This window comes from Edaphobacter aggregans DSM 19364, from assembly GCF_000745965.1.
Classification (GTDB): Bacteria; Acidobacteriota; Terriglobia; order Terriglobales; family Acidobacteriaceae; genus Edaphobacter; species Edaphobacter aggregans.
On record NZ_JQKI01000001.1, the window covers coordinates 463,455 to 483,271 of the forward strand.

A 19,817-nucleotide genomic window follows, 5' to 3' on the forward strand; every position below is an offset into this window, starting at 1 on the left:
GTCGGCCATTGGGGCCCGCGAATGCGGGAGTCGAGTGCAATTCTTTGTCCCTTATGCGGAGGCTTTGACCAGCCTGCGTCGCGGCAATGCGAAGCCGGCGGCGATCATCCAGAGGTATCCGGGGAAGCGGGTGAGCGGGATGAGGGGGAGGAGCTTGATGTTGATCATTTGGAACCAGCTGAGTTCGCCGATGATGGCGAGGACGAGCCCCGCGACGACGAGCCACTTCGGCAGCAGGCGGTGGAAGGCCGCGGTGACGGAGACTCCTGCGAGCAGGATGCCGAAGGGGACCGAGAAACCGGGGCCTCCGAGGCCGAAGGAGATGCGGTAGAGCGCCTGGGTGAGCGCGGGGTCGTCCGCGACGCCGGGGTAGGTCATCGCCCAGAGGATGGAGGAGGTGATCATGATGTTGGTCGCGGTGAGGAAGCCTCCGAAGAGGGCGATGTGCGTGCCGGCGGCGCGGACGCCGAGGAAGCGGAGCTGGCTGACGACGGTCGCGGTGAAGATGCCGAGCGGGATGGCGGAGCCGAACTGGAGGAAGGCGCAGAGAAGGACTCCGGACTGGCGGCGGGAGAAGAAGTCGACCATCTGGGCGATGGTGGCGGCGGGGCCGGGGAAGTACGGGGTTCCTCCGAATGCGGTGACAGGAAAGAGTGCAGCGACGAAGAGCGCGACGAAGGCAAGGGCGACGAGTCCGAGGTGGGGGCCGCGGAATCGGAGTGTGGGAGTCTGCTCGAGGGTCGAGGTCATTGGAGTTTCCTCCTTGGGTCGATAATTACAATTGTTAATGATTATGCTTGTCAATGATTGGATTCATGAAAGAATTGACATCATGCGGAAGCAGGGCGGTCCTAGGGGTGATTCGGCGGGGTTCCTGATCGCGCAGGTGGGGGCGCATGCGGCTTCGCGGTTTGGCGAGGCGTTGAAGCCACATGGGCTTACGCCGCACGATGCGGGTATTCTGCGGCTGCTGTCCCATTCGCCGGGGCTCTCGCAGCAGGAGTTGGCGAAGCGGCTGAGGATGCATGCGAGCCGTCTGGTGGGGGTCCTGGACGATCTGGAGGAGCGGAAGCTGATTGAGAGGCGGCCTTCTGAGACGGACCGGCGTTTCTATGCGCTTCATCTTACGAAGAACGGCGAGTCGGCTTTGGGGGTGATCGGGCAGGTGGCGCGTGAGCATCATCGCTCGCTGCTTGTGAGTTTGAGTGAAGAGGAGCGCGCGAGCCTGGCGGCGATGCTGTCGCGCATTGCGGAGCAGCAGGGACTGACGCCGGGGGTGCATCCGGGGTACAGCAGGGGCGGCGACGCAGCGAACGACACGAAGGTTCCTTAGACCTGCATGCTGCTTCCTTTGGCAGAATGGTGTGCATGTCGATGACGCGTCGTTCGCTGGTGGTGGGAGGGGCTGCGCTGACTGCGGCCTCGCGAGTGCATGGTTTCGCTCAGGCTGGGGGCGCTTTGACTGCCGGTGAGGTAGTGGAGCGCATCAAGGGCAAGGTGGGGATTCCGTGGATGACGGAGACGGTGGACCGGATTGTTGCCGGGTCGCCGGAGGTGCGGGTGAAGGGGATCGCGACGACGATGATGGCGACGCAGGAGGTGATGCAACGTGCAGTCGCGGCGGGGAGAAACATGATCGTGACGCACGAGCCGACGTTCTGGTCGCACATGGACACGACGAAGGAGTTGGAGGGCGATCCAACGTATGAGTTCAAGCGGAGGTTTATCGCGGAGCATGATGTCGCAGTCTTTCGCTTTCACGACCACTGGCACAGGATGACGCCGGATGGCATCAACGCCGGGATGATGCGGGAGCTGGGGTGGGAGAAGAATGCGGTGAGCGAGGGCTCGCACGAGTTTGTGTTCGATGCGACGACGCTGGGCGGGCTGGTAGAGACGATGGTGAAGCGGCTGAATGCGCACTCGATGCGCGTGGTGGGCGATGCGAAGATGCCGGTGAGGCGCGTGGTGGCGAACTGGGGCTATGCGAGCCTGATGCCGAATGTGATCAAGGTGGCGGCGCGGCCGGATGTGGACGTGGTGATCTGTGGCGAGACCCGCGAGTGGGAGCTGGTGGAGTATGTGCAGGACCAGGTGGCGTCAGGACTGAAGAAGGCGCTCATCGTCGTCAATCATGTGGCTTCGGAGCAGGCGGGGATGAAGTACTGCGCGGACCGGCTGAGGCCGATGGTGCCGGATGTTCCGGTGGAGTTTGTGGCGAGCGCGGAGCCGTTCTGGGTGGTGCGGGCTTAGTTGGGGAGCCTCTTCGCTTGGCGCATCGGGCTACGCTATCCAATAAATTTGAATTCTCTTTTAGTTCTATTGAATGGTTATCGGGGCCGATAACAATTGAGCATTTGCGATGGGAAGCGAGGAGCGATGCGGGCTTGTTTCCATGTTGGCCTTTCCATCAACCAGTGACGTAATGACAAATAAGTAAGTCTGACCGGACCGCAGCAGATCGGGCGGTATTGTCATCGAGGTCTTTGCCGTGCCCAACGTTGTTAAGGGAAAATACGCGACTGTGCCAACTGTGCCAATTGTGCCAACTGTGCCAATCGGCAATGTGCCAGTCGGCGATGTGCCAATCGGCAATGTGCTCGGCGGTGTGCCAATCGGCAACGGCGATGTCGTGCTCATGATGGCCACGGTATAGCCGAACGGGGTGCCAATCGCGGGCGGCTCCCAACTGAGTGTGACTGCTGTGCCGTTGATTGTGCCGGCAGTGAAGAGGTCGGCGCCGTTGATCTTCGGGTTCTGCACCGGTGAGATCAGCGGTTTGACTGTTGCGGTTGGCAGCGATGTGGTCTGACTATTGGTCAAAGTGACGCTCTGGGTTGTGCCTCCGGGCGCCGGAACAGCCACCGAAGCGCTCTGGCAGACGCGGAAGATACGTCTCCAGGTGGTGGGGAATGGATCGCTGTATTGCACGGTCCCGGCTTCCACATCGGTTGTCAAAGGCAGACTCGTAAAGAAAGGCGGAAGCGTGGAGCAGGAGGGTGAGCTGAAGATGCTGAAGATAGAGATACTGCTGTTCGCCTTGGTCCAGATGAGATCGATCGGGTTTGAGAGCGACACGTTTGGGCCGTCGGCGGAGATATAGGGTAGTACGGAGAGGTAGAAGCCGCCTCCCACAGCGGTCGGCGCCGTTGGTGCAATGTGATCGAACAGGGGCGGCCACGCGGAACCTTTGAGGCTGAGATTAATCGATGCTGGAACCGTGGGATTCAGTGCTCCGCTGATCGTATTGTGTCCGCCGGTGGTTAAGGACAGATTCGACAGCGTAAGCGCAGGACCCAATACGTATCCGTTGATGGATCCAAACGCAGCCGGTTCGTACTGCCTCACGAACCCATTCTTTATCACGGAAAAATCAAGGTTGCTGCCAATCCCAAATCCTCCGAAGAATGTGGTGGAACCTGGATTCGTCGAAGCCGAATAGAACGGCACTCTCGTTCCGAACGCATCGATTTGCAACAAACCGGGTGCAGCCGTCGCCTCCAAGGACGTGAAGTTGAAATTGATGTACGTGGTGGAGGTGGTCGGACTAGTGGCACCGGAGACTGGAACAAAGATGTCGCTGCCCATGTCGAAGGTGCTGCTGCTCGTCCAGTACGTGTCGCGAGGTCCAAGCTTCAACCAGTAGTATCCAGCGGGGACATTGGGAATCTCGAAGGTTCCATTCGTTCCGCCGGTTCCGGAGAAGGCCTTGAAGGAGCCATCCGGTTGCGGCACGAGAGCTGCAACGAAAGAGTTCAGGCGACTCAAGTCGAAGGGAGCATTTGTTGAGCCGCTTTGATTCCACAAGGTGTCGATGCGGCTGATGCGGATGGTACCGGATGGCGTCACCGCCCAGGACTGTGTCGCCGATGCTGCGCCTGAGGCGGTCGCAGTCACGGTGAAGCTGTTCGAAACCCGGGATTGTTGCGCAGTGGGTGTCCACGAGATCGTATTTCCGCTGAACGTCGCGCCGGTTGGTGCGCTGGTCAAAGAGAAGGTAACCGCAGTGCCGGTTGCCGCGACCTGGTAGGTGTAAGGCGATGCCTCAACAGCCTGCGTAACTGGCGCGCTGGTAAATACAGGCGCAGCCGGGGTCGGGGTTGTTTGATTTCCGCTACTGCAGGCCGTTAGCAGAAAGACGATCAGTGTGGCAGGTAAGACTTGGTATCGCAGCAAGATGCATTCCCCAGGCAGGTCGGCTCTTCGCTCGATGTAGGCATAAGGGCACCTGTTTCGTTAGGTTCGTGGTGGCAGTTGGATCATTTTCAGGGCGTCGTTGTCGAATTTCAAGAAAAAACTTTGATGGCCCCGGAAATCGTGTTTGCGATTCCCGGGGCCATTGTCATTTCCTTGCAGACGGCCCGTAAGCCGAATTCTGTTTTAGATGATCATTCCTCTACGCGACGCATTACTGCGGCGCTTTAGCAACCTACCCGCAGGTTTCGGCTTCCTTCGAGCTTTCGCTCTCCGGACTCTCCGCCTGGGCGCATCGGGCCGATACGCCTCGGCCGCCTGGAGAGTGGCGGCTGAATCCCTGCCTATTTGGTCTTGCTCCGTGTGGGGTTTACCATGCCGCGCCTGTTACCAGTCGCGCGGTGCGCTCTTACCGCACCTTTTCACCCTTACCCCTCCTCGCTTGCGCTCGGTGAGGCGGTATGTTTTCTGTTGCACTGGCCGTCCGGATGCCTTGAAGCATCCGTCCCGGACGTTATCCGGCACACTGCCCTGCGGAGTTCGGACTTTCCTCCCCCGCTCGACCGCTTGCGCGGCGAGCGGCAGCGATCATCCGGCCGCCTGCAGGTTTAAGTGTAGCGCAGCGAGTGGATGGCGGAAAAACGTCGAGGGTAGGATGCCGTTGCCGCCGGGGAACAGAAACTTGAAGCTGGCCCAGCCGCCCAGCGGTCTGCGATGCGTCCCTCCTCAGGAAGAACTGCCATTTCTGGGGCCTGGAAACGTATTTGTCCGGAGCCGGTGGCGTCCAGACGGGACAGCGGGGATTTCTGTCACGACATCATATCGCGAAGACGAGATTTGTGCCCTCCGCCGCAATCAAAATCGCTACAGTGGTGTGCGCGGACGAGCGTCAGGCGGTCGGCACGGCGACGACGAGACTGCAGGGCGCGAAGACTCAGCTGACGAATCTGCAAACGGAGTATGCGCAGGCTTCAGCGTCGCAGAAGCCTGAGCTGTTGCAGGAGATCAATGAACAGGAGCAGGTGGTTGCAAGTGCCCAGACACAGCTGGACCAGGCGAAACAGGCTTTGGCGGCATGCCTGGCGAGGAACCATCCTCCGGTCCGGAGGCCGCCGGTTGTCGGGCAGGATCGTTGAAGGTTTGAGATGATTTGTGCTGGCTGTTGAGGAGCCGGCGGAATGAACGTTATTGCGCTCTTACTTTCCCTGGTGATGTGGACCGGCGCTGCAGATCGCTTCGCCGGTCACTATGTTTTGGAGAATGCGCGTGAGATGGGATCGGAGCTGGTGTTGAAGCCCGGCGGCACCTTCGAGTACATGCTGGCTTATGGTGCGGCGGACTATACGGCCACGGGCAAGTGGCGTGTGGCGGGCGACAAGGTCGTGCTGGATACGAAGGTGCCTGAGGGGCCTCCGCTGAAGGTGCTGGAGACTACGATGGAGCGGACGCCGGATGTGCGGATTTGGGTCATGGGAAGGAACGGGCGGCCGGTGCCGAATCTTGACGTTCGACTGACGGCCTCGAACGGCGAGGCGACGGCGCGAACGGACTCCGATGGCATGGCGATCTTTCCCAACACGACGAATCCGAGGTCGGCGGTGGTGCACATTGTGGTGTATCACTTTGATTCGCCGCCGCTGGCGCTGAATTCGGCGCACAACACATTCACGCTGGAGATCAACGGCGACGTGATTACGACGGTTCCGTTCAAGGGCGAGGCGCTGAGGGTGAAGGGCGACACGCTGGAGATGACGTACTGGGACAAGACGAAACCGATGGTGTACCGGAGGCAGTAGGCGGTTTCGCGGTTCGGGAACGGTTCGGCGGCGAAATGCGTATGGGATGGGACGGATAGTCTCGCTTTGGATGGGGGAGGCTGGTAGTCTCATGCCATCCACTGATCAGAGTTGTGTGTAAGTTGCTGGAACGATATGGAATTCAAGGAAGCTCTCAAGATCGCGCTTCAGTCGCTTTGGGCGAACAAGCTGCGTACGATCCTGACGCTGCTGGGCGTCGTGATCGGCGTGGCGAGCGTGATTGCGGTCGTGACGCTGGTGAACGGCGCGAACGTGTATGTGGCCAGCAAGGTGAACAAGTACGGCGCCGATGTGTTCACGATGAGCAAGCAGCCCCAGATCATTACCAGCTACGAGCAGTATCGGGCGTTTCAGAAGCGCAAGAACATACTGCTCGCTGACTACAACTACGTCGCGGAGCACTGCCGGCGCTGCGAGCAGATTGGGGCGCAGCAGACGCAGACGGGCAAGATCGTGTATGGGACGCAGTCCTCGAAGGACACGATGATTCGCGGGCAGACGTGGGCGATGCCGGAGATGCAGAACCTGAATATCGTGCAGGGGCGCGGGTTTACTCCGACCGACGATGAGCACGCGTCGCGCGTGGCGCTGGTGGGGTCGGACATTCAGGAGAACCTGCTGAAGGGCGAGGACCCGATCGGCAAGGAGATCCGCGTGGACGGAGTGCCGTATACGATCATCGGCCTGGGCGAGAAGCAGGGCAAGACGCTGGGGCAGAGCCAGGATAACTGGGTTGCGGTTCCGCTGTCGGCGTTTCAGAAGACGTATGGGACGGCGAAGAGCCTGACCATTTATGCGAAGGCGGGGACGGGCGCAGAGGCGTTGGAGACGGCGAGCGATGAGGGGCGAGTGCTGCTGCGGTCGCAGCGGCACGACGCTCCGGGGGCTCCGGACAGCTTTACGCTCGAGACCAGCGACACGTTTGTGGGGCTGTGGAAGAGCATCAGCTCGGGTTTTGAGGCGGTCGCGGTGGCGATTGCGGGGATATCGCTGGTGGTGGGCGGCATCGTGATCATGAACATCATGCTGGTGAGCGTGACGGAGCGGACGCGAGAGATTGGCGTGCGCAAGGCGCTGGGGGCGCGGCGCGGCGATATTCTGCTGCAGTTTCTGATCGAGTCGGGCATGATGGCGCTGGTGGGCGGAGCGATTGGCGTGATTGGAGGCATGGGCGTGGCGCAGATCGTCACGGTACTGCTGGGCTTCCCTTCGTCGATTGCGATCTGGAGCATTTTTGCGGGGCTGGTGGTCGCGGCGAGCGTGGGGATCTTCTTTGGGGTGTATCCGGCGCGGAAGGCTGCGGATCTGGATCCGATTGTGGCTTTGCGGTCTGAGTTGTAGAGGCAGGGAGTAGGGAATAGGGAGTCGGGAGTAGAAAGCGAAAGAGCGAGAGAGCGATGACGGTTGGCGATCAGAGAGAAGCGGTGAAGATGGCGTTCGATCAGCTGCGCGCCAACAAGCTGCGCTCGGGGTTGACGATTCTGGGTATCGTGATCGGTGTGATTACGGTGATTGCGATCTCGTCGGTGATCAACGGGCTGAACTCGCAGGTCTCGGGCATGGTGGAGGCGATGGGGACCAACGTGCTTTGGGTGTTTCGGTTTCCGGTGATCGGGGTTCGGCCGACGACGGAGATGCTGACGCGCAAGCAGCTGACGATGGAGGACGCCGAGGCGATGGCGAAGCTTCCGCACGTGGTGGCGGTGTCGCCCTCGCTGCGGTATCAGAACTTTCAGTTCAACGCGGGGTCGGTGACGGCGAAGTACGGCAAACACAAGGTGGAGAGCGTGTCGCTGGAGGGCGACACGACGTCGTCGAAGGACGTGTACGACTGGGACATCCACGAGGGGCGCTACTTCACGGAGCAGGACCAGGAGCGCACGGCGAACGTGGTGGTGCTGGGGCATGACACGGCCGAGGACCTCTTCGGGTCGGAGAGCCCGATCGGGAAAGAGGTGCAGATCGAGGGGTTGACGTTCACGGTGGTGGGCACGCTGGAGAAGCAGAAGGCGGCGTTTGGCGGAGGGAAGAATCCTGAGGACAACTTTGCGTACTTCCCGATTACGACTTTTCACAAGCTGCATCCGGAGGTGTTGGACTACTGGATCAGCGTGAAGTTCGACGATCAGAAGAACAAGAACGCGGTGATCGATTCGATTACGGACCTGCTGCGGCGGCGCAGGAAGGTTCGGAACGAGGCGGAGGACAACTTTGCGATCTTTGGGGCGGACTCGATTACGCGGCTGTGGCAGCAGATTACGGGCTCGCTGTTTCTGCTGATGTTCGGGCTGTCGGCGGTGGGACTGATGGTGGGCGGGGTGGGCGTGATGAACATCATGCTGGTGAGTGTGACGGAGCGAACGCGGGAGATCGGCGTGAGGAAGGCGATCGGGGCGACGAAGAAGGTGATCCTGATGCAGTTCACGCTGGAGGCGATTACCCTGTGTGCGCTGGGAGGCGTGATCGGGATTCTGCTGGGCAGCGGACTGGCGATGGGGCTCCGCTACGTGCTGTCGTCGGAGGTCTCGGCGCTGTGGGTGTTTGCGGCATTCCTTTGCTCGTGCGGGATCGGGCTGGTGTTTGGAATCTATCCGGCTTGGAAGGCGGCGAATCTGAATCCGATAGATGCGCTGCGGTATGAGTAGGTCGGGCCTTTGGCCCTCCAGCTCTTTGGTTTATTCGGTTCCTGGAGCGTTGCCCCGGGCTGGTATCGAACAGGTCTTCGGCCCGTGGTTTCCTGTCTGCGAGGCAGACCGTCGGACCTGGTTTCCGTCTGCCACGTTAGACTAAAGAGGTGCTGGCAATCTGGATTGAGGGGATAACGGCGCTGCTGGCGCTGGCTGGGATCGCATACATGGTCCTTGCGCTTTGGGGGGCGCGAGATTTCAGTCATACGTGGCGCGGGCGTGGGGGGCACGGCGAGTTCGCTCCGGATGTCTCGATCCTGAAGCCGGTGAAGGGCGTGGACCAGAGGATGCACGCAGGGCTGGTGAGCCATTGCACACAGAAGTATGCGGGGCGGTTCGAGATCGTCTTTGGGGTCTCGAGCATGGATGATCCGGCGGTGGCGGAGATCGAGCGGCTGAAGGCAGAGTTTCCTGACTGCCCGATGCGGCTGGTGGAGTGCCGCGAACGGCTGGGGACCAGCGGCAAGGTGAGCAATCTGGTGCAGATGCTGCCTGAGGCGCGGTACGAGCACGTGCTGATCAACGACAGCGATATCCTGGTCTCGCCGCATTATCTGACGCGCATCATGAGCTGCTTTGGTGGTGCTCCCGACGCGAAGGGGAGGCATGTGGGGCTGGTGACGGCTCCGTACATTGGAAGGACGCCGGCGGAGCGGCCGGGGGTGTGGTCACGGCTGGAGGCGCTGGGCATCTCGACGGACTTCTTTGCGGGGGTGGTGACGGCGCGAAAGCTCGAGGGCGGGATACGGTTCGGGCTGGGCTCGACGCTGGCGACGACGAAGACGGTGCTCGCGAGTGCCGGTGGGTTGGAGCCACTGGTGGAGTATCTGGCGGACGACTACGAGATGGGGGCGCGGATCGCGCGGGCGGGCTACCGTGTGGAGCTTGCTGACGAGGTGGTGGAGACGGCGGTTCCGGCGTATGACTTTCGTGGATTTGCGGAGCACCAGCTGAGGTGGGCGCGCTCGACGCGCGACTCGCGGCGGCTAGGGTATATGGGGCTGGGCATCACGTTCTGCCTGCCGTGGGCGATCCTTACCTGCGTGGCGAGCGGCTTTGCGCTGTGGAGCTTTACGCTGCTGAGCCTTGCGGCGCTGGCGCGCGTGGCCGTTGCGCTGTCGGTTGGGGTTGGCGTGCTGCGGGACGGGCAGGTGCTGCGGGACCTGTGGCTGCTGCCGCTGCGCGATCTCTTCGCGCTGGGCTTCTGGGCGTGGAGCTTCGCCGACGATACGGTGGTGTGGCGCGGCGAGCGGTTCCATCTGCACGACGGGCGGCTGAGGAAGGCCGTCCGCATGGCCGACGTTGGGTAGGCGCGTCAGCACCGGCGAAGAGTGATTTGCCGTTCACCACTGCCCGGTGGTGGTTCGTCACATAAGGGGAACCCGAAGCGAGCGGGAGCGTAGTCCAAGCCAGTGATGCTCACCTTTGTGAGGTGATCCATGGCATGCTCTTCCGTCTTACGCTCCTGCGGACGAAGGCAGCCCCGGGCCTGGGCCTATGTTCCTGCCTTCGCAGTGCTTCTTCTCGCTATCTGCTATCCTCCGGCTCCTCTGAAGGCACAGCAGGGCGAGGAGGCGATGTCCCCGGCCGCGCACATTGCGCGTAATCGCGCGCTGATCGCGGATGCAGCCCGGCTGAAGCTGACGCCGGTGCAGATGGGAGGACTGTGGGCGCAGATGGGGTCGGACTACCAGGACCTGGGCGAGTTCGCGGACGCGGAGGCGGCGTATACGCGGGCGCTTAGCCTGCTGGAGCCGGTGACGGCAGGGCGGAAGGCCTATGGGATCACCTTGGGCAACCTGGGGTTGTTGTATGCGCTGACCCAACGCTACGATGTAGCTGAGAACTGCAACAAGCGCTCGTTGGCGGTTATGGAAGAGCTCGGCGATCCGCTGCTGATTGCGCGCGCGCAGGGCTATCTGGCCGATGTGTATCTTGCGATGGGCAGAAACAAGCAGGCGTTGCGGCACTCGTCGCTTGCCGTGAAGGCGTTTGAGACGCTTGGCAGCGCAAACAGTAATGAAAAGGGATCCATCCTGATCAGCTACGCCTATGCGAGCTGCCTGACCTCGCACTGCGAGGACGGTTTGAAGGCGGCGCGTGAGGCGATGAAGATCGTTCGCGCGTCGTTTGCTCCGGAGTCATTTCCTGCCGGACAGGCGCACGTGGCGCTAGGCTTCATAGAAGGAAAGACCGGCGAAGGCGAGGCGGCCGACGAGGATCTTCGCGAGGGAATACGGATCCTGCGGCTGCAGCTTCCTCCCTCGCATCCGTTGATGCTGCATGCACTGGAGACCTATCGCGACTTCCTTTCCGACCAGCATCGCGACGTCGAGGCGAAGCGGATCGCTGACGAGCAAAAGGCTGCTACGGATAGAACCTGCACCCAGTGCACGGTGAGCGTGCACGGCCTTCGTGTGCAGTAGGGCTGTGCCGGAGCGGCCCCCGATGCGGTAGGGGTGGTCGTTGAGGGCCGCTGATCTTTCTGCGCCTTTCGCTGGCTCGCGAGCGTAAAATAATTAGCGACAAGAACACCTAAGAGGACCTGTACCAACATTTTGGCGAACTACCTTATTACTGGAGGAGCGGGATTTATCGGCTCGCATCTGGCCCATGCGCTGGTGGCTCGCGGCGACCAGGTTCGTGTGCTCGATAACTTCGAGACGGGCCTGAGGAGGAATCTGGCCGGGATTCTGGACCGTGTGGACCTCTACGAGGTGGACCTGACCGATGCGGACGCTGTGCGGCAGGCCTGCGAGGGGATGGACTACGTGCTGCACCAGGGAGCGCTGCCCAGCGTACCGCGCAGCGTGAAGGAGCCTAGGCCGAGCCACGAGACGAACATCGGCGGCACATTCAACGTTCTGGAAGGAGCAAGGCTGGCGGGGGTGAAGCGCGTGGTGTATGCGGCTTCATCGTCGGCGTATGGGAATCAACCTGGGTTCCCGCGTGTGGAGACGATGGCTCCGCAGCCGCTGTCGCCGTATGCGGTGCAGAAGCTGACGGGCGAGTTGTACATGCAGGCGTACTGGAGGGTGTATGGCCTGGAGACGGTGTGCCTGCGGTACTTCAACATCTTCGGGGCGCGGCAGGTTCCGGACTCGCCTTACTCGGGGGTGATGGCCCGGTTCATCCTGATGATGATGCGCGGTAATCGACCAACAATCTTCGGCGACGGCGAGCAGGGCCGGGACTTCACACATGTGGACAATGTGGTGAGCGCAAACCTGCTTGCCATCGAGGCTCCCGCAACTTCTGTCGCGGGTCGCGTGTTCAATATCGCGTGCGGTGAACGACATACGCTCAACAAAACCTACGGGCTGCTCGCAACTTTACTCGGTTTTGCGCATCCACCTATATACGGGCCCGAACGGGAAGGGGACGTCCGCGACTCCCTGGCTGATATTCAAGCAGCCACCGAAGCGCTGGGGTATGTGCCGCGGATTGGCTTCGACGAAGGTTTGCGCCGCACCGTCGCATGGAATCGCGACGAATTTGCTGGTCAGGAAGAGAAGAGTGACGTCGACAAAATTCGTTGAATCGCCGCAGGTTGCAAGTGGATTTGAACTGGGGCAGTGGATGCAGGCAGTGGAGCGCCGTACGGCGCGAGTGGGGATCATTGGCCTGGGATATGTTGGGCTGCCGCTGACGCTGTTGTTTAGCGAGGAGCGCTTCCGAGTGACGGGCTTCGACATCGACCTGAACAAGGTAGAGAGCCTCAACCGCGGCGCGTCGTACATTCATCGCATCGAGACCGAGCATATTCGCGCGGCGCAGCGCAGCGGCTTCCGCGCGACTGCGGATTTTTCCGAGATTGCGGGCATGGACGCGGTGCTGATCTGCGTACCCACGCCGCTGAATCCGGACCATACGCCCGATATGAGCTACGTGGTCTCGACGATCGAGGCGATCGCGCCGCATCTGCGCGCGGGCCAGCTGGTGGTGCTCGAGAGCACGACGTATCCGGGGACGACCGAGGAGATCATCGTCGAGACGATCAATCGCCATGGACGGGCGAAGGGCGTCCAAGCGCTGCGCGGAGAGGCATCGGATGCCTCGCGGGATCTGGACGGCGTGATGGTGGCCTTCTCGCCGGAGCGCGAGGATCCGGGCAACCTGATTACGCCGCGGCGCGATATTCCGAAGGTGATCGGCGGGGTGGATGCGCGCGCTACGGCGGCGGCCTCGGCTCTCTACGGAAGCGTGTTTCGCAAGACGGTGTCGGTGTCTTCGCCGGCGGCGGCGGAGATGACGAAGCTGCTCGAGAACATCTACCGCTCGGTGAATATCGCGCTGGTCAACGAGCTGAAGCAAATCTGCCTGAAGATGGGCATCGACATCTGGGAGGTGATCGAGGCGGCAGGCACCAAGCCCTTTGGTTTCCAGGCGTTCTATCCGGGGCCAGGCGTGGGCGGTCACTGCATCCCGGTCGATCCGTTTTACCTGAACTGGAAGGCGCAGCAGTTCGGCATTCAGGCGAAGTTCATCGAACTGGCCGGCGAGGTGAATGAGGACATGCCGCGCTACGTCGTGCAGTCCACCCAGCGCGCGCTCGAGCGCCAGGGAGCCGGGCTGCGCGGGGCGAACGTACTGGTGCTGGGCGTGGCCTACAAGCGCGATGTGGACGACCTGCGCGAATCGCCGTCGCTGACGATCATCGATCTGCTGGAGCGCGAGGGAGCGACCGTGGAGTACAACGATCCCTTCTTCCCCGAGGTGGGGCGCGGACGCCACTACGACCTGCGCCGGCGCTCGACGCCGCTTGAGAATCTCGGGCGGTTCGACTGCGTGCTGATCGCTACGGACCACTCGCTGTACAACTTCGGCGAGATCGTCGAGCAGTCGCGGCTGGTGATCGATACGAGGAATGCAACGCGGTCGATCGATTCGCCGAAGATCATGCGCTGCTGATTCAGGTTCACGCTGCTGATCTGGCTCTTGCTGCGGAGAGCCCTCAAACTATAAGAAAACTCTCATCCTGATCTGATTATTTCTCGGGGTTCTCCCCTTCTGCGGCATTGACTTCGCGCCCACCTGCTTGCAGCATCGAGAGCAGGTGTCTGCAAGTAGAGCAGTCGGCGCGCCTATGGGGCCAGGGGAATCCTTACAACTCGATCAGCGGTGGTACGGCGTTCGCGGGCTTGCGGGCACATTGGTGCTCGGCTTCCTGTTGTGGCCGGCGTCGCTGATGGTCGCGAAGGCGCAGGTTCGGCCGGCGCTTCCTGCTGAGTCGACGGACGCTTCGGCGAGCGGTGCTTCGGCTTCGCCTGAGCTTCGGGCGCGGCGGTTTCTTGCGGGCCGCTCGGCAGACGGCAGTGGGGGCGGCGCGCAGGCGATGGAGGCGGCGTGGGGGCAGCATGCGGCGCTTGCCTCGCAGCAGACGGTTGCTCAGGGTATCGGGCAACGCATCGCGCAGGCTCGCGGTGTCTTCTCGCCGCAGGCTTTGTCGCCCCGGCTTACGAGTCTCGATACGGCGTGGCAGCCGTTGGGCCCGGCGCAGGTGCTGAGCGCGGCCTACGGCAAGGTGACGGGGCGCGTGACCGCGATCGCGATCGACTCGACGGACGCGAGCGGCAACACGGTGTACCTGGGAACGACGGGTGGGGGCGTGTGGAAGTCGACCAACGCGGCGGGTCCGGCGGCGGCGGTGAGCTTTGCGCCGCTGACCGATACGCTGCCAGTCTTCAGCGCGAATGCGGGCACGGCGGCGATCCCGTCGCTGAGCATCGGCGCCGTAAGCGTCGAGGGCAGCGTGGTGCTGGCGGGCACGGGCGACCCGAACGATGCGACCGACTCCTTCTACGGCGAGGGGCTGCTGCGGTCGGCCGATGGAGGGCTGACGTGGACGCTGATCCGCAACTCGCAGGACGGCGCGAACGGCAATCATCGTTTTACGGGGCTGAGCTTTGCAGGCTTTGCATGGAGCACGGCGTCGCCAGGAACGGTGGTGGCGGCTGTCTCGCACTCGGCCGAGGGCGCGGTGGTGGGAGCGGCGGATACGCAGGCGAGCGTGATGGGGCTGTACTACTCGACTGACGCGGGCGTGACGTGGCAGATGAGCACGGTGATGGACGGCGCGCAGATCGTGCAGCGTCCGCTGCTGTCGGGCGGTCAGGGCGGCAACGCGGCGACGGCGGTGGTGTGGAATCCCGTGCGCAAGCGCTTCCACGCGGCGCTACGGTTTCACGGCTACTACGAGTCGGCCGACGGCATCACGTGGACGCGGCTGGCGCAGCAGCCGGGAACGGGGCTGACGACGAGCGCGTGCCCGGCGAACACGGACACCGTCGGCAACAGCGGCTGCCCGATCTCTCGCGGGGCGCTCGCGGTGGAGCCGGCGAGCGGTGACATGTTTGCCTTGACCGTCGATAGCAGCAACAGGGATCAGGGGCTGTGGCGCGATGCGTGCGCGAACACAGGCAGCGGCTGCGCGGGCGGCGTTCAGTTTGCGCAGCGGCTTGGTGGAACGTCGCTCGAGGTGGGCGCGGGAAGCACGACGATTGCGCAGGGCGACTACAACCTTGCGCTAGCGGCGGTCGCCTCCTGGGGCGACACGCTGGTGTTTGCGGGGACGGTGGATCTCTATCGGTGCGCGCTCTCGGGCGGCTGCGCGACGCTGCGCAACACGACCAATGCTTTGAACGGTTGCGGCGCTCCGGCGAAGGTGGCTCCCGCGCAGCATGCTCTGGCGGCGCTGGCCACGACGGGGCAGCCACTTCTCTTCGTGGGCAACGACGGCGGTGTGTGGCGCTCGAGCGACGGCGTGAACCAGCAGGCGACGCCATGCTCGGCCGACAACGCTGCGCACTTCGACAATTTGAACGGCGGCCTGCCTGGGCTCGCTGGCTGAGGTAGTGAGTATCGCGCAGCATCCCAGCGATGCGGCGACGCTGGTGGTGGGGATGGGAGCGAACGGGACCGCTGCGACAACGACGGCCACGAGCGCGACCGCAGCGTGGCCGCAGCTTTCGGCGGGTGAGGGCGGCGGCGTGGCGATCGATCCAGCGAATCCGGCGCTGTGGTACATCACGACGGCGGCGGGGGTGAGCATACGTCGCTGCGCGAACGGTGGCGCGTGCACGGCCGCCGACTTTGCCGGTGCGCCGACGATCGGGCCTGCCGAGACCTCGCGCGATCTCTCGCTGATCGACACGCCGTGGCTGCTCGATCCTGCGCGGTCTTCGAATGTGATGGTGGGGACGTGCCGTATGTGGCGCGGGCCGGGCGCGAGCGGAGCGCTGTGGTCCGGGGCGAACGCGATCAGCCAGATGCTTGGAGGATCGCAGAGTCCGGCGTGCGCGACGACGAATCCCGTAATTCGCTCGCTGGCGGCGGGCGGACCTGCTTCAAATGCGACCAGCGCGCAGAACGCCGGTGCGCAGGTGATCTACGCGGGGATGGCGGGGGCGCTGGACGGCGGCGGCAGCGCGGGCGGTCACCTGTTCGTCACGCAGGCCGCGGGCACGGTGACGAGCGCGAGCGCGTGGAGCGATATGACTGCCTCGCCGGTGACGACGAACGGCCTGACGAGCACGTTCAATCCGAACGGCTACGATCTTTCGTCGATTGCGGTGGACCCGCACGATGGGACGGGCCGCACCGTGTACGTGACGGTGATGGGGATTTAACAGCGCGCATGTGTATCGCTCGGTGGATGCGGGAGCGCACTGGACGAACATCACGCGGAACCTTCCGCCGGCACCGGCGAACAGCGTCGTGATCGATCCGAACGATGCGAACACGGTGTATGTCGCGATGGATACGGGCGTCTACGTGACGACGCAGGTGACGACATGCGAGACGGCGAACTGCTGGAGCGTGTACGGCACGGGCTTCCGAACGCTCCGGTGACGCAGCTGGTTGTGGGTTCGGCGCTGCCTACCGGCGACGGGCGCGCGGGCGAGCTGCGCGCAGCGACGTACGGGCGCGGCGTGTGGCAGATTCCGCTGCTGACGGCTGCGACACCGGCGCAGCCTGCGATCTCGCTGTCTCCTTCGGTGCTTACATTTGCGAGCCAGGCGGTGGCGACGGCGAGCGCGCCGCAGCCGGTGACGGTTACAAATACAGGGAGTGCTGCGCTCACGATCAGCCAGATTGCGATCAGCCAGGCATCGACGCCGCTCGGGCCCGAGAGCGAGTTTGCGGAGACCGACAACTGCGTCGGCGCGCCGATTGCCGTGGGCCAGAGCTGCATGGTGCAGGTGACCTTCGCTCCGGTCGCGACGGGGAACCGCAGCGCGACGATGACCATCTCCGGCAACGTTGCGGGCGGGCAGGGGACGGTTGCGTTGAGCGGCACGGCGACGGCTGCGGGCGCGGTGGTGCTGACGCCAGTGGTGCTCAGCTTTCCGTCGACGGCGGTGAACGCGACGAGCGCCGCGCAGAACATTACGGTCTCGAACACGGGCGGCGCGTCGCTGAGCCTTGGTGCCGCTGCGGTGACGGGAGACTTCAGGATCTCGGCCAACACCTGCGGCGCGACGCTTGCGGCGAACACCGGCTGCACTGTTGCGATCGTCTTTGCGCCAACGGCTTCGGGCACGCGTACGGGAAGCTTCACGATCGCGGCCGGCGCCGATACGCTGACGGCTCAGCTGAACAGCACTGCGGTGCTTCCGGCGACGGATACGCTTGCGCCCGCGAGCCTCAGCTTTGCGGCGCAGCAGCTTGGTACGTCGAGCGCGGCCCAGCAGGTGACCCTGACCAATGCGGGCGACGTTGCGCTGACGCTGATCTCGGCGCAGATTGCGAGCGGCGATTTTGTGGCGGTGAACTCTTGCGGCAACTCGCTGGCTGCGCATGCGAGCTGCGGGATCAGCGTGGTCTTTCAGCCGAAGAGTGTGGGACCGCCGCCGGGCGTGTTGACGGTTGCGGACGAGTTCCGCTCGCAGAGCGTCGCGCTGAGCGGGACGGGGGTGGCGCCGCCGGGCGTATCGCTGTCGCCGCTGTTTGGGTTGAGCTTTCCGGCGACGGGCGTGGGGCTGAGCTCGGCCACGCAGACCGTGACCCTGACGAACAACGGCGGCCTTCCTCTGGCGATCGCGACGGTAGCGGTGAGCGGCGACTTCGCGGTAGTTCCGGGCAGCAGCACGTGCGGCGACAGACTCGCGATCAGCGATGCCTGCACGATGCAGATCGCCTTCCGTCCCGTGGTTGGGGGTTCGCGCTCGGGCGCGCTGACGATTGCGGACAACGCGAACAACTCTCCGCAGGCGCTGTCGCTGAGCGGGTCGGGGTGGACTATTCGCTGGCCCCCAACGGACCGTCGGCGGTGACGGTGACGAGCGGCCAGAGCGCGGTCTTTCCTCTGCTGCTGCGCTCCGGGCCTGCGGTTGCGGGAACTACGGTGAGCTTGGCGTGCACGGGGGCTCCGGCAAATTCGACATGCAAGGTTGCGCCGTCGAGCGTGGCGGTGGACGGTAACTCGACGACGGTCTCGGTGACGGTGCTGACCGGGGTTGCGGGCTCGGCTTCTTTGGCGCCGTGGCACGGGCGAATCATGTGGGCCGCGCTGCTGGCGCCCTTCGGGCTGATTACTGTGCGGCGCAGGCGGATGGCGGCAGTTGCGGTGCTTTGTGTGCTGCTGGTTGCAGGCGGATGCGGCTCGGGGCGGCTGATTCCCTCCTCCGGCAGCCCGGGCTCGGGAGGTTCGGGTACGCCGACGCCTGCGGGGAGCTACAACATCGTTGTGACTGCGACAGCCGCGGGGCTTACACGGACGGTGAATCTGACGCTGGTAGTGCAGTAGTGCGGTTGGCGTTCGTGGTTGAGAAGCAGGTCCCTCCGCTACGCGCTGCGCGCTCCGGTCGGGATGACAATTTCATGGGCCTGGTTAGGATGACAATTTCATGGGCCTGGTTAGGATGACAACTCATGGGCCGGTCGGGCTGACAACTTATGGGCGAGACAGCGAACGTTAGACGGCGCGGCCGGCGCTGGCTCCTGAGGCCCAGGCCCACTGGAAGTTGTAGCCGCCGAGCCAGCCGGTCACGTCGACGACCTCGCCGATGAAGTGGAGGCCGGGCACCCGGCGGCTCTCCATGGTCTTCGCGTCCAGCTCGCCGGTGTCGACGCCTCCGGCAGTGACCTCGGCCTTGGCGTAGCCTTCGGTGCCGGCGGGGGGGATGTGCCAGGCGTGCAGGTCGCACTCGAAGCGGGTGAGCGAGGCGTTGGTCCAGTCGGCGGGCGGCGTGAGCGCGAGCCAGCGCTCGGCCATGCGTGTGGGCAGGGCGGCGCGTAGGGCGTTGAGCGCAGACGCTGGATCGCGTCTCGCATTGCGGGCGAGCAGCGGGGCGATGATCTCGGAGCCTGGTGCGAGGTCGAGCTCGACGGTGCCTCCAGGCTGCCAGTAGGAGGAGGCCTGCAGGATCGCTGGGCCGCTGAGGCCGCGGTGCGTGATGAGCATCTTCTCGCGGAAGCGTGTGGGGTGCTTCCCGTCGGTTGCCGCGATCACTTCGGTCGAGACGCCGGTGAGGTCGCACCAGCGTTGGCTATCTTCATTATTGAAGAGGAGGGGGACCAAGGCGGGGCGGCAGGGGATGATGTTGAGGCCGAACTGGCTGGCGATGCGGTAGCCGAGATCGGTCGCGCCCATCTTGGGGATGGAGAGGCCGCCGGTGGCGACGACGACGGAGTTGGTGCGGAACGTGCCAGCGGTGGTCTCGACGAGGAAGCGAGCGGCGGCGCCGGAGTTCGTGACGGAGTGGATGGTGGTGGCGGAGAGGATGCGGACGCCGGCGTCGCGGCACTCGCGCTCGAGCATGGTGACGATCTGCTGGGCGGAGTGGTCGCAGAAGAGCTGGCCGAGGGTCTTCTCGTGGTAGGGGATGCCGTGCTTTTCGACCAGGGCGATGATGTCGGCGGGGGTGAAGCGGGCGAGGGCTGATTTGGCGAAGTGGGGGTTCGCGGAGAGGAAGTTCTCGGCGCGCGCATTCACGTTGGTGAAGTTGCAGCGGCCTCCGCCGGAGATGAGGATCTTTTTGCCGATGCGGTCGGCGTGGTCGAGGACGACGGCGCGTCGGCCGCGGCGGCCCGCCTCGATGGCGCACATCAGCCCGGCGGCGCCTGCTCCCAGAACTACGACGTCAGCGGTGTGCACGCAATCCTCAGTCCTGAGGAT

At 63.6% G+C, this 19,817-nt stretch carries 18 protein-coding genes and 1 other RNA gene; 15 read left to right on the top strand and 4 right to left on the bottom strand.

Translation table 11 applies throughout. The features are described 5' to 3' along the window. Positions 1 to 51 precede the first annotated feature (51 nt). Positions 52 to 750, bottom strand: a complete 699-nt coding sequence (locus tag Q363_RS02095; protein WP_035347420.1) for a hypothetical protein — start codon at positions 748 to 750, stop codon at positions 52 to 54. An 82-nt stretch (positions 751 to 832) separates the two neighbouring features. Here Q363_RS02095 and Q363_RS02100 point away from each other — a divergent pair, with 82 nt between their 5' ends. Both Q363_RS02100 and Q363_RS02105 read left to right on the top strand, forming a co-directional pair. Further along, complete coding sequence (locus Q363_RS02100; protein ID WP_035347749.1) at positions 833 to 1,333, top strand: MarR family winged helix-turn-helix transcriptional regulator; 501 nt, start codon at positions 833 to 835, stop codon at positions 1,331 to 1,333. 35 nt (positions 1,334 to 1,368) lie between these two features. Continuing rightward, positions 1,369 to 2,253: a Nif3-like dinuclear metal center hexameric protein gene (locus Q363_RS02105; protein WP_035347424.1), complete on the top strand. Its 885-nt coding sequence runs from the start codon at positions 1,369 to 1,371 to the stop codon at positions 2,251 to 2,253. A gap of 66 nt (positions 2,254 to 2,319) precedes the next feature. Here the strand turns inward: Q363_RS02105 and Q363_RS02110 are convergent, their stop codons facing one another. Further along, positions 2,320 to 4,176 (bottom strand): hypothetical protein, encoded by a 1,857-nt coding sequence (locus Q363_RS02110; protein WP_157466472.1) that lies wholly within the window; start codon positions 4,174 to 4,176, stop codon positions 2,320 to 2,322. A 172-nt stretch (positions 4,177 to 4,348) separates the two neighbouring features. Beyond that, positions 4,349 to 4,798, bottom strand: an RNA gene (gene rnpB, locus Q363_RS35620) — RNase P RNA component class A. 160 nt (positions 4,799 to 4,958) lie between these two features. Between rnpB and Q363_RS02120 the strand changes: the two genes are divergently transcribed. The 13 genes from Q363_RS02120 to Q363_RS43640 all read left to right on the top strand — a co-directional run bounded on the left by Q363_RS02120 (position 4,959) and on the right by Q363_RS43640 (position 18,446). Then, positions 4,959 to 5,330 carry a hypothetical protein gene (locus tag Q363_RS02120; RefSeq protein WP_035347429.1) on the top strand — a complete coding sequence of 124 codons (372 nt, stop codon included), beginning with the start codon at positions 4,959 to 4,961 and terminating at the stop codon, positions 5,328 to 5,330. Between the two features lie 42 nt (positions 5,331 to 5,372). After that, positions 5,373 to 5,990, top strand: coding sequence for a hypothetical protein (locus tag Q363_RS35565; protein WP_051978239.1), 618 nt, complete (start codon positions 5,373 to 5,375; stop codon positions 5,988 to 5,990). Positions 5,991 to 6,125: 135 nt separating this feature from the next. Then, positions 6,126 to 7,352 carry an ABC transporter permease gene (locus Q363_RS02130; protein WP_035347430.1) on the top strand — a complete coding sequence of 409 codons (1,227 nt, stop codon included), beginning with the start codon at positions 6,126 to 6,128 and terminating at the stop codon, positions 7,350 to 7,352. Between the two features lie 56 nt (positions 7,353 to 7,408). Beyond that, positions 7,409 to 8,656 carry an ABC transporter permease gene (locus Q363_RS02135; protein ID WP_035347432.1) on the top strand — a complete coding sequence of 416 codons (1,248 nt, stop codon included), beginning with the start codon at positions 7,409 to 7,411 and terminating at the stop codon, positions 8,654 to 8,656. A 149-nt stretch (positions 8,657 to 8,805) separates the two neighbouring features. Then, positions 8,806 to 10,008 carry a bacteriohopanetetrol glucosamine biosynthesis glycosyltransferase HpnI gene (gene hpnI / locus Q363_RS02140; RefSeq protein ID WP_342667371.1) on the top strand — a complete coding sequence of 401 codons (1,203 nt, stop codon included), beginning with the start codon at positions 8,806 to 8,808 and terminating at the stop codon, positions 10,006 to 10,008. A 129-nt stretch (positions 10,009 to 10,137) separates the two neighbouring features. Beyond that, entirely contained in the window at positions 10,138 to 11,124 is a 987-nt protein-coding gene (locus tag Q363_RS02145) for a tetratricopeptide repeat protein (protein WP_084079857.1), read from the top strand. Positions 11,125 to 11,256: 132 nt separating this feature from the next. Beyond that, on the top strand, positions 11,257 to 12,237 hold the full coding sequence (locus Q363_RS02150; protein ID WP_035347436.1) for an SDR family oxidoreductase: 981 nt from the start codon (positions 11,257 to 11,259) through the stop codon (positions 12,235 to 12,237). Positions 12,238 to 12,277: 40 nt separating this feature from the next. Next, entirely contained in the window at positions 12,278 to 13,609 is a 1,332-nt protein-coding gene (locus tag Q363_RS02155; RefSeq protein ID WP_035347754.1) for a nucleotide sugar dehydrogenase, read from the top strand. A 145-nt stretch (positions 13,610 to 13,754) separates the two neighbouring features. Further along, positions 13,755 to 15,548: a WD40/YVTN/BNR-like repeat-containing protein gene (locus Q363_RS43620; protein ID WP_245631982.1), complete on the top strand. Its 1,794-nt coding sequence runs from the start codon at positions 13,755 to 13,757 to the stop codon at positions 15,546 to 15,548. A gap of 4 nt (positions 15,549 to 15,552) precedes the next feature. Then, the gene (locus Q363_RS43625) at positions 15,553 to 16,326 is read left to right on the top strand and encodes a hypothetical protein (RefSeq protein ID WP_051978241.1); all 774 of its coding nucleotides are present in this window, start codon (positions 15,553 to 15,555) and stop codon (positions 16,324 to 16,326) included. Between the two features lie 10 nt (positions 16,327 to 16,336). After that, complete coding sequence (locus Q363_RS43630) at positions 16,337 to 16,549, top strand: beta propeller repeat protein (protein WP_051978242.1); 213 nt, start codon at positions 16,337 to 16,339, stop codon at positions 16,547 to 16,549. After that, entirely contained in the window at positions 16,492 to 17,973 is a 1,482-nt protein-coding gene (locus Q363_RS43635) for a choice-of-anchor D domain-containing protein (RefSeq protein WP_245631983.1), read from the top strand. Before Q363_RS43630 ends, Q363_RS43635 begins: the two co-directional genes overlap by 58 nt. Next, on the top strand, positions 17,934 to 18,446 hold the full coding sequence (locus Q363_RS43640) for a hypothetical protein (protein ID WP_051978244.1): 513 nt from the start codon (positions 17,934 to 17,936) through the stop codon (positions 18,444 to 18,446). Before Q363_RS43635 ends, Q363_RS43640 begins: the two co-directional genes overlap by 40 nt. Positions 18,447 to 18,614: 168 nt before the next feature. Here the strand turns inward: Q363_RS43640 and Q363_RS02165 are convergent, their stop codons facing one another. After that, positions 18,615 to 19,796, bottom strand: coding sequence for a BaiN/RdsA family NAD(P)/FAD-dependent oxidoreductase (locus tag Q363_RS02165; RefSeq protein ID WP_157466473.1), 1,182 nt, complete (start codon positions 19,794 to 19,796; stop codon positions 18,615 to 18,617). Positions 19,797 to 19,817 lie beyond the last annotated feature (21 nt).

Bases quoted from the DNA above. Each gene is read 5' to 3' on its own strand.
- Q363_RS02105 (WP_035347424.1), top strand. From the start codon at position 1,369: ATGTCGATGACGCGTCGTTCGCTGGTGGTGGGAGGGGCTGCGCTGACT.
- Q363_RS02130 (WP_035347430.1), top strand. From the start codon at position 6,126: ATGGAATTCAAGGAAGCTCTCAAGATCGCGCTTCAGTCGCTTTGGGCG.
- Q363_RS02155 (WP_035347754.1), top strand. From the start codon at position 12,278: ATGCAGGCAGTGGAGCGCCGTACGGCGCGAGTGGGGATCATTGGCCTG.
- Q363_RS02095 (WP_035347420.1), bottom strand. From the start codon at position 750: ATGACCTCGACCCTCGAGCAGACTCCCACACTCCGATTCCGCGGCCCC.
- Q363_RS43635 (WP_245631983.1), top strand. From the start codon at position 16,492: ATGCGAGACGGCGAACTGCTGGAGCGTGTACGGCACGGGCTTCCGAAC.
- Q363_RS35565 (WP_051978239.1), top strand. From the start codon at position 5,373: ATGAACGTTATTGCGCTCTTACTTTCCCTGGTGATGTGGACCGGCGCT.
- Q363_RS02145 (WP_084079857.1), top strand. From the start codon at position 10,138: ATGGCATGCTCTTCCGTCTTACGCTCCTGCGGACGAAGGCAGCCCCGG.
- Q363_RS02135 (WP_035347432.1), top strand. From the start codon at position 7,409: ATGACGGTTGGCGATCAGAGAGAAGCGGTGAAGATGGCGTTCGATCAG.
- Q363_RS02100 (WP_035347749.1), top strand. From the start codon at position 833: ATGCGGAAGCAGGGCGGTCCTAGGGGTGATTCGGCGGGGTTCCTGATC.